We start from the raw sequence: 8483 nt of genomic DNA on the forward strand, positions 1-8483 counted from the left end.
AATGAAGTGCCGCCACGCACAGTGGCTAATAGTGATAAAGAGAACAGCTAACTCAAGCAGACCACTAACGCCGAAAGCAGCAACCCAGCACCAACCCCGACCGCTAACCCCAAAAACCCCACGATCAACCCCAACCGTCTCTAGACACCACTACTGGGAGGATTGATCGCAGCCAGGAGTTGCTGTCCGGCATCGGCCAGCAAGCCCGAATTATCGATGGTGATCACGTTTGCCTGCTCAGGTAGTGCAACCGCCGGCCGCCTCGCAAGACGCGCTTCCATCTGGCGCGAATCTTCACGGCCGCGCCGCTCGAGCCGCGCCGCGAGGACCGTGGGGCTGGCATGGATGTGGACGAATTGCGTGAACGGGTAACGTTCGAGCGCAGCCGGCGCATGCTGACGCGACCCGTTCACGACAACCGGCAAGCCGCGCGTGAGCCACGCGTCTATCTCGATGCCGATGCCGTAGTGAAGCCCAAGGCTCTCCCAATGCATGGAGAAAACACCGCTGGCCAGGCGCGCAGCAAATTCTTCGCGCGTCAGGGCGACGTGATTTTCGCCATCGGACACGGCTCGCGTGATGTAGCGATGCGCGAACATCACCTGCGCGCCGATGCGTTCGCGAACGAATCCCAGCAACGAGTCCTTGCCAGCACCTGACGGCCCCATCACATAGATCAATCTACCAGTTTCCGTGCTCATTACAGGGTAAGGGTCTCAGTAGGCATTCGCAAAGGGCAGGCGCTGCCAGAGCGTGAACGGCGCATCAGGCTGCGGTTGCACAAAAAGCGCGGCGCCATGGAAGGGAAGCGGTCCGAGCGCTTCAGCACGGGTTTGCCACAGCGACACGATGGCAGTGCGAACAGACGCTGCGTCGAGTGCATCGGAAAGGGTCATGTGGAAACGGAATTCATCGAGCACATACGGGTAACCCCATTCATGCAGTAGCGCACGTTGGCGCTCGTTCAAGCCTGAAGCGAGGCGCCGCTCGGTATCTTCCGCCGAGGGACGTGCGCGCAGCGGGGCAAGCGAGTGCAGCGCGCTCGCGGCAATCCTGCGGATTGTCTTGTCGTCGTTTTCCGCGCTGGCTCGCAACGCGACGAAGCGGCCCATCTCGACGGCTGACAGGGGGGCATTGAAGCAATCGATGTGACTAGCCCACTCGCGGGCAACCGACAAAACCCGCTGCGGGGTAACACCGTCGGCAGGTCGAAACGGAGCAACGAGCGTTCCATGCCAGCCATACCGGCGAGGCGATCCCGTTAGCGCCGCAATGGTCTGCCCGAGTGCGGAAATGCCCGGTTCTGCAGGCGCTTCGATCGAACGTCCAGTCTCGGCATCACGGCCCAGCCATTCGCAGCCCGCGTGCCACCATGCGGAAGACGCGGGTGGTGCGTAGTACAGCGCGATGCGCGCATCGGACGTCCATTCGTTCAATGCGGCATCGTTGGCTTCGCCGCTCATACGCCATCCTCGACCAGCAGTTGCACCCGGTCGGCGGCGAAGTGGGTAATGCCATATTTGATGGGCACGCCGACTTCATCCACATCCACGCTTTCAACCCACATGACCGGTTGCGCACGATTGATCTGCAGGCGCCGCGCGACCTCCGAACTCGGCAAGGTGCAGCCGATACGGCTCCATTTACGCGTGTAATCGGCAACACCGAATTCAGCCAGTGCCGCGCTGACTCCTTGCACGCCGGCAAGCACGTCGGGCAGGTCGGTGAAGCGCATGGCGGGGAACCAGCTGCGCGCATAGGTGAGCGGCACATCTTCGGAATCGTGACGGGTTTCGATCTGATACACGAGCGTCCCAGCGCGGATCGAGAGTGCTTTCGCTGTGACCGGATCGGCCTTCACTTTTTCGCTGGAGAGGACCACGCCCACGGATGACTGATTGTTGCGCCGCAGGTTTTCGGTGAAGCGCGTGCGGCGCCCAATCTGATAGTCGATCGCGCCGGGTTGTACGAACGTGCCGCGGCCCTGCTCGACGCTCACGAGTCCCGTGGCGGCCAGCCGCAACATCGCGCGGCGCACAGTGTGCCGGTTGACGTCGAAACGCCGGGCGAGTTCGGCTTCGCTGGGCAGGCGGCCGTCGTCGCCGAAGCTGTTCGCCGTAATCTCCGCCGAAAGAATCTGTTCGATCTGACGCCATACCGCGACGCCCGCGCCACGCTCCACGGCTAGGCCCGGCGTACCAGTTTCGTTAGATGTCATGTCGCTGTCATTCCTGTCGGTTTGAATATCGTCTTCGGCATTGTAGTGCGCGGCCGATGGCGGAAATGTGAAAGCGGGGTGCTATGACGTATTTTTATCCGCTTGCACAAACGTCTAGACGACCGGATGACTATTCTAGTAGCGTTCAGGCTGGACGGCACGACGAAATCACGGACGCGGCGCTTTCATCGTGCCCTCATCGTTCCCTTAGTGCGCCCTTTTATGGAAGAGGTAGGACCATGAATACATTTGCGCAGACGTCTGCGCCGTCGGGTCTCGCGACGCGGCACGAGTGGCTGGCGATCCTGGCGCGCACGCCGCGCGCCAGGATGAAAGAGGCCCTTGATACGGCACTGGACGGCGTTTCGCCGCCTGAGTTCGACTGGCTGCGCGCGCCCGATATCGGTCTTGCCATGGTGCGCGGGCGCGTTGGCGGCACCGGGGATGCATTCAATCTCGGCGAAGTGACCGTAACCCGCGCGACGCTTCGGTTGCGGGTGCGCGAGGGGCGGGCCGCGGTCGGTGTCGCTGTTCACATGGGGCGGGACAAGGAGCGCGCGACACTTGCTGCGCTCGCCGATGCGCTCCTGCAGACGCCAGCCTTCGAAGCCCGGATGCATGAGCACTTGCTGGCGCCGCTCGCCGCGCGGATCGCAGAAAGCCGGGCGCAGAAACAGGCTCGGACCGCGGCCACGAAGGTGGAATTCTTTACAATGGTAAGGGGCGACTGATGTTACCTGACAAGCTTTCAACAACCCTGCACGGTTCGAGCGCGGCCGGCATCGATCTCGCTACCCTGACGCCGGGTTTCAGCGATACCGTCCATGATTCCCAGGGAGTATTTCGTGCGTTGCTGGATGCGCTTTCCCGACCCGGTAAGATCGTATCGATCGATGCCGTGCTGCCCGATTTTGAGCAGGATGTCGGCACTCACGTTCCGATGGCCGCGTTCGCCGCGCTGCTCGCACTCGCCGACTATTCGACGCCCGTGCTGCTGCAACATGAACATCGCGGGTTGAGCGATGCGCTGCGCTTCCACACCGGCGCACCGCTGACGCTCGATCTCGCGCAAGCAGTGTTCGCCTATCTGCACGATGCGGGATCCATGCCCCCGCTCGATGCCTTCTCGCTTGGCGACCCCGAGACGCCGGAGAATGCCGCGATGCTGTTTATCCGCGTGGATTCGCTTCAGCATGGCACGCCGATGACCTGGCGTGGCCCCGGCATACGCTATACGCAGGCTGTTCATATCGCAGGCGTGCCAACGTCGTTCTGGCATGAACGTGCATTGCTGGCGAGAGAGTTTCCTTGCGGCATCGACTGTTATTTCGTGCACGGCGGATCCGTTATCGGCTTGCCGCGTACCACTCGCGTGGAGGTGGCCTGATGTACGTCGCAGTCAAAGGCGGAGAACGCGCGATCGAACGTTCGTGGGACTTGCTCGCGGTCAATCGGCGGGGCGATGAAGCGTTTCCGGAACTCAGCGTCGACCAGATTCGCGAGCAACTTAGGCTTGCTGTTGCACGTGTCATGACCGAAGGTTCGGTCTACGACGAAGAGCTTGCCGCGCTGGCGATCAAGCAGGCAGCGGGCGATCTTGTGGAGGCTATTTTCCTGCTGCGGGCGTATCGCACGACGCTGCCTCGTTTCGGTTATACGGTCCCGCTCGACACGCAAGCCATGCAGGTGGAGCGGCGCATTTCGGCCGCGTTCAAGGACATTCCGGGCGGACAGATGCTCGGGGGCACCTACGATTACACGCAACGTCTGCTCGACTTCAGCTTGCTCGCCGAAGGTGGGCCGCATGCCTGCAACGCCGATGACAAGAGCGCGTCTGCATTGAAGCAGGAACCGAAGCAAGAAGCGATGCCACGCGTGCTCGCCCTGCTCGACAAGGAGGGTTTGATCGAGCAGGAAAAGATGCACGACGACGCGCCCGAACCCGGCGATCTCTCGCGTGAGCCCTTGATGTTTCCCGTTGAGCGCCCGGTCCGTTTGCAGAATCTCGCCCGCGCCGACGAGGGTTTCCTGCTTGCCGTCGGTTACGCCACGCAACGCGGTTATGCGCACACCCATCCGTTCGCCGGCGAGATTCGCCACGGTGAAGTCGCCGTGGAACTGGAGATCGAGGAGTTGGGATTCGCGGTGGAGATCGGCGATATCGAAATCACCGAGTGCCAGATGATCAACCAGTTTGCCGGCAGCCGTGACGTGCCGCCCACCTTCACGCAGGGTTATGGCCTCGCATTCGGCCACTCGGAACGCAAGGCCATGGCAATGGCGCTGGTCGACCGCGCACTGCGCGCGCAAGAACTCGGCGAGACGGTTGCGTCGCCTACACAAGACCCCGAGTTCGTGCTTTATCACAGCGACAACGTGGAAGCATCTGGCTTTGTGCAGCATCTGAAACTGCCGCACTACGTCGACTTCCAGTCCGAACTCGAGTTGCTGCGGCGTCTGCGTGCAGGCATCGAGAAAGAAGCGCAGCACGAGCAGCAGGTGCTGCAGGCGCAGCAAGAGCCCAGCGAGGAGAACGCCGCATGAATGCGCGTACCGAAGAAAGTGCTACGGCCGAGGGATATAACTTCGCCTACCTCGACGAACAAACCAAGCGCATGATCCGTCGCGCGCTTCTGAAAGCCGTCGCGGTGCCGGGGCATCAAGTCCCGTTTGCGTCGCGTGAAATGCCCTTGCCGTATGGCTGGGGAACGGGCGGATTGCAGGTCACGTCCGCGATCATCGGACGCAGCGACACGCTGAAGGTGATCGACCAGGGTTCCGATGAAACCACCAACGCCGTGAATATCCGCCGCTTTTTTGCGCGCACGGCTGGCATCGCGACGACGACACGCACGGCTGAAGCGTCCATTGTCCAGACTCGTCACCGGATTCCGGAAACGCCGCTGACCGAAGCGCAGATCATCGTGTACCAGGTGCCCATGCCCGAGCCCTTGTACAGGCTGGAACCACGCGTGACCGAGTGCCGCAAGCTTCATGCGCTGGCCGATTATGGGCTGATCAACGTGAAGTATTACGAGGACATCGTCCGGCACGGCAGCATTGCGACGACTTACGATTACCCGGTGCTCGTCAACGACCGTTACCTTACGTCGCCGTCGCCGATCCCCAAGTTCGATAACCCGAAGATGCACATGAACCCCGCGCTGCAACTTTTCGGAGCGGGCCGCGAACGCCGCATCTACGCGATTCCGCCTTATACGAAGGTGAAGAGCCTCGATTTCGAGGATCACCCGTTCAGCATCCAGCACTGGGATCACGAATGCGCGTTATGCGGTTCGCACGAGAGTTTCCTCGACGAGATGATTGTGGACGACGCAGGCGCACGCATGTTCGTGTGCTCGGACAGCGACTACTGTCAGGAGCGTCGTGCTGCTCGGGAGGGCGTATGAATTCGTCGACACCCGCAGTCCCGCTGCTCACCGGCCGCGGACTTACGAAGCGCTACGACGGACGTGGCGGCTGCGTCGATGTGGATATCGATATCTATCCGGGCGAGGTACTTTGCATTGTCGGCGAATCCGGCTCGGGGAAATCCACGTTGCTGAATGCGCTTGCATTGCGTACGCCTGTGAACGATGGCGTCTTGCACTATCGCACCGCGGAGCATGAGCTACTCGATCTGTTCGAGCTGCCCATGCCGCGCCGCAGGATGCTGGCGCGTACCGACTGGGGTTTTGTGCATCAGAATGCGCGTGACGGACTGCGTCACGGCGTGTCGGCTGGAGCGAATATCGGCGAGCCGTTAATGGCGAACGGTGCGCGCCATTACGGGCGGCTTCGCGAAACAGCAGCCGACTGGATGAACCAGGTCGAACTCGATGCCGCGCGTATCGACGAGCTGCCTACCGCGTTTTCAGGCGGCATGCAGCAGCGGCTTCAGATTGCGCGCAACCTGGTGACGAAACCGCGGCTCGTGTTTATGGACGAGCCGACGGCGGGGCTGGATGTATCGGTGCAGGCGCGCTTGCTGGACCTGCTGCGCACGCTGACGGCCAAGCTTCATCTGGCTGCCCTTATTGTCACGCATGATATTGGCGTGGCGCGTTTGCTGGCGCATCGTCTGATGGTGATGAAGGACGGGCGGGTGGTGGAGAGCGGGCTGACCGACCAGGTACTCGATGACCCGCAACATCCCTATACGCAAACGCTGGTTGCGTCCGTGCTGCCAGTTTGAGGTATGACAATGAATGCCAATACGGATCTTTCCAATGAGCTTGCGTTCGCTGAACGCGGCACGTTGATGCTGCGTGCGCGCGGCATCGAGAAAACTTTTACGCTGCACCAGCAGGGTGGCGTGCGCATTGCTGCGTTGAGCGGTGTTTCACTCGATGTCGAACGGGGCGAGTGTGTCGTGTTGTCGGGACCTTCGGGTGCCGGCAAGAGCACGCTGCTGCGTTGTATGTACGGCAACTATCTGCTCACACGGGGCACGGTCGCAATCCGCGATGACAGCCGCACGTCGCGCTATCTGTCGCTTTCGGATGCGCTGCCGCATGACGTGATCCGCTTGCGCCGCACCATCATGGGCTACGTGAGCCAGTTTCTGCGCGCTATCCCGCGCGTGTCGTCGCTTGATCTGGTCAGCGAGCCGCTGGTCTCGCGCGGCATGGACGAGGAAGAAGCGCGGGCACGGGCTGGCGCGCTGCTCGAACGTCTCAACGTGGCACGGCGCCTGTGGACGCTGGCACCTGCCACGTTCTCCGGCGGCGAACAACAACGCATCAATATCGCGCGCGGGCTGATCGCCGAACAGCCGCTGCTGCTGCTCGATGAACCCACGGCTTCCCTCGATGCCGAGAACCGGCAGGTGGTGGCCGATCTCATTGCGGAAGCACGCGAGCGGGGCGCCGCGATCGTCGGTATCTTTCATGATGAAGACACGCGTGAACGTGTTGCCACGCGCCTCATCCAACTCAATGCTCCCGCCGGTCAGGCGGACACGACTACGGAAACCTTGCAGACATGCTGATCAAAAACGCGCGCATCGTTACTCGTGACGAGGAGTTTACGGGCGTAGTACGGATAGCCGACGGCCGCATTATGGAAGTCGCGCCCGGTGCAACGTCGGTGAGCGACGCAGAGGACTGGGGCGGCGATTACCTGTTGCCCGGACTGGTCGAGTTGCATACCGATAACATTGAAAAGCATATCGCGCCGCGTCCGGGCGTGTTGTGGAATCACGACTCAGCCATCCTTGTGCACGACGCCCAAGTGGCGACAGCGGGCATCACTACCGTCTTCGATGCGCTTGGGATCGGCTCGCGCGGAGGCGTCGGCGTGCGCGGTAAGGAAATCCAGACCAACTGCGCGCGTTCGATCGAGCGGCTGGCGGCGCTTGGGCTGCTGCGCGTCGATCACTTCCTGCATCTGCGATGCGAAGTCGCGGCTGCGGATGTTATCGAAGTCTTCGACGGGCTCTGCTCGCATTCGTTGCTGCGGCTCGTCTCGGTGATGGACCATACGCCTGGCCAGCGCCAATGGCATGACCCCGCCCAGTGGCGCCGTTATCAGGAGCGTCACGGCAAATGGACCGACGAACACGCGAGCACGGTGCTCAATGAACTGACTGACGACCAGCACCGGTACGCGCGGGTTCATCGTAGCGAGATTGTCTCGCGTTGCAGGACGTTGGGTGTGCCGCTCGCGAGTCACGACGACACGTCCGTCGAACACGTGCTGGAAGCTGTGGATGACGGTATCGTCCTCGCCGAATTTCCCACGACTCTGCCTGCCGCGCAGGCGGCTAAGGACCATGGCATTGCGACGATCATGGGCGCGCCGAACGTCGTGCGGGGTGGCTCGCACTCGGGCAATGTGTCTGCGCTCGACATGGCGAAAGCGGGGCTGCTGGACATCCTGTCGTCGGACTATGTGCCGTCGAGTTTGCTGACCGCTACATTCGAACTCGTCGACAAGGCGGGCTGGACACTGCCCCAGGCTATCCGCACGATCTCGTCGGCGCCGGCCAGGGCGGCAGGGCTCACGGATCGTGGTGCGATTGCTCCGGGGCTCAGGGCCGACTTTGTGCGTGTTGCGATGGCGGATCGCTTGCCGGTTCCGCGTGCCACGTTTTTGGAGGGGAGGCGGGTCGCGTGATCAAGGTGGTATGTTGGGGTTTGCGTCTGCGGGACTGGGTCAGTGCCGGGTTGGTGCTGCTTGGCCTGTGGTCGGTTTAAGTTAGTTATTCTCTTTATCACTATTAGCCACTGTGCGTGGCGGCACTTCATTTCTTTTCCACGCCGAA

Annotated in this window: 10 protein-coding genes; 7 read left to right on the top strand and 3 right to left on the bottom strand. The window is 61.8% G+C overall.

The features are described from left to right. Nucleotides 1-140: 140 nt before the first annotated feature. The 3 genes from phnN to phnF are packed head-to-tail and all read right to left on the bottom strand — an operon-like array spanning nt 141 to nt 2218. Nucleotides 141-701, bottom strand: coding sequence for a phosphonate metabolism protein/1,5-bisphosphokinase (PRPP-forming) PhnN (gene phnN, locus M0D69_RS42720; protein WP_301787823.1), 561 nt, complete (start codon nt 699-701; stop codon nt 141-143). A 15-nt stretch (nt 702-716) separates the two neighbouring features. Beyond that, the gene (locus tag M0D69_RS42725; RefSeq protein WP_301787824.1) at nt 717-1463 is read right to left on the bottom strand and encodes a DUF1045 domain-containing protein; all 747 of its coding nucleotides are present in this window, start codon (nt 1461-1463) and stop codon (nt 717-719) included. Beyond that, the gene (gene phnF, locus M0D69_RS42730; protein ID WP_301787825.1) at nt 1460-2218 is read right to left on the bottom strand and encodes a phosphonate metabolism transcriptional regulator PhnF; all 759 of its coding nucleotides are present in this window, start codon (nt 2216-2218) and stop codon (nt 1460-1462) included. Before phnF ends, M0D69_RS42725 begins: the two co-directional genes overlap by 4 nt. 239 nt (nt 2219-2457) lie before the next feature. Here phnF and phnG point away from each other — a divergent pair, with 239 nt between their 5' ends. Genes phnG through M0D69_RS42765 form a run of 7 tightly spaced genes read left to right on the top strand, consistent with a single transcriptional unit; the run spans nt 2458 to nt 8335 of the window. Further along, nucleotides 2458-2949, top strand: coding sequence for a phosphonate C-P lyase system protein PhnG (gene phnG / locus M0D69_RS42735; protein WP_301787826.1), 492 nt, complete (start codon nt 2458-2460; stop codon nt 2947-2949). After that, on the top strand, nt 2949-3605 hold the full coding sequence (phnH, locus tag M0D69_RS42740; RefSeq protein WP_301787827.1) for a phosphonate C-P lyase system protein PhnH: 657 nt from the start codon (nt 2949-2951) through the stop codon (nt 3603-3605). The genes phnG and phnH overlap by 1 nt, the downstream gene beginning before the upstream one ends. Beyond that, a complete protein-coding gene (locus tag M0D69_RS42745) occupies nt 3605-4762 on the top strand; it encodes a carbon-phosphorus lyase complex subunit PhnI (protein ID WP_301787828.1) in 1158 nt (385 codons plus the stop codon). Before phnH ends, M0D69_RS42745 begins: the two co-directional genes overlap by 1 nt. Next, nucleotides 4759-5628, top strand: a complete 870-nt coding sequence (locus M0D69_RS42750) for an alpha-D-ribose 1-methylphosphonate 5-phosphate C-P-lyase PhnJ (RefSeq protein ID WP_301787829.1) — start codon at nt 4759-4761, stop codon at nt 5626-5628. Before M0D69_RS42745 ends, M0D69_RS42750 begins: the two co-directional genes overlap by 4 nt. Continuing rightward, nucleotides 5625-6413, top strand: a complete 789-nt coding sequence (gene phnK, locus M0D69_RS42755) for a phosphonate C-P lyase system protein PhnK (protein WP_301787830.1) — start codon at nt 5625-5627, stop codon at nt 6411-6413. Before M0D69_RS42750 ends, phnK begins: the two co-directional genes overlap by 4 nt. A 9-nt stretch (nt 6414-6422) precedes the next feature. Continuing rightward, the gene (gene phnL, locus M0D69_RS42760) at nt 6423-7208 is read left to right on the top strand and encodes a phosphonate C-P lyase system protein PhnL (RefSeq protein ID WP_301787831.1); all 786 of its coding nucleotides are present in this window, start codon (nt 6423-6425) and stop codon (nt 7206-7208) included. Continuing rightward, nucleotides 7202-8335: an alpha-D-ribose 1-methylphosphonate 5-triphosphate diphosphatase gene (locus M0D69_RS42765; RefSeq protein ID WP_301787832.1), complete on the top strand. Its 1134-nt coding sequence runs from the start codon at nt 7202-7204 to the stop codon at nt 8333-8335. Before phnL ends, M0D69_RS42765 begins: the two co-directional genes overlap by 7 nt. Nucleotides 8336-8483 lie beyond the last annotated feature (148 nt).

The sequence above is a fragment of the Caballeronia sp. SEWSISQ10-4 2 genome, from assembly GCF_030464885.1.
Classification (GTDB): Bacteria; Pseudomonadota; Gammaproteobacteria; order Burkholderiales; family Burkholderiaceae; genus Caballeronia.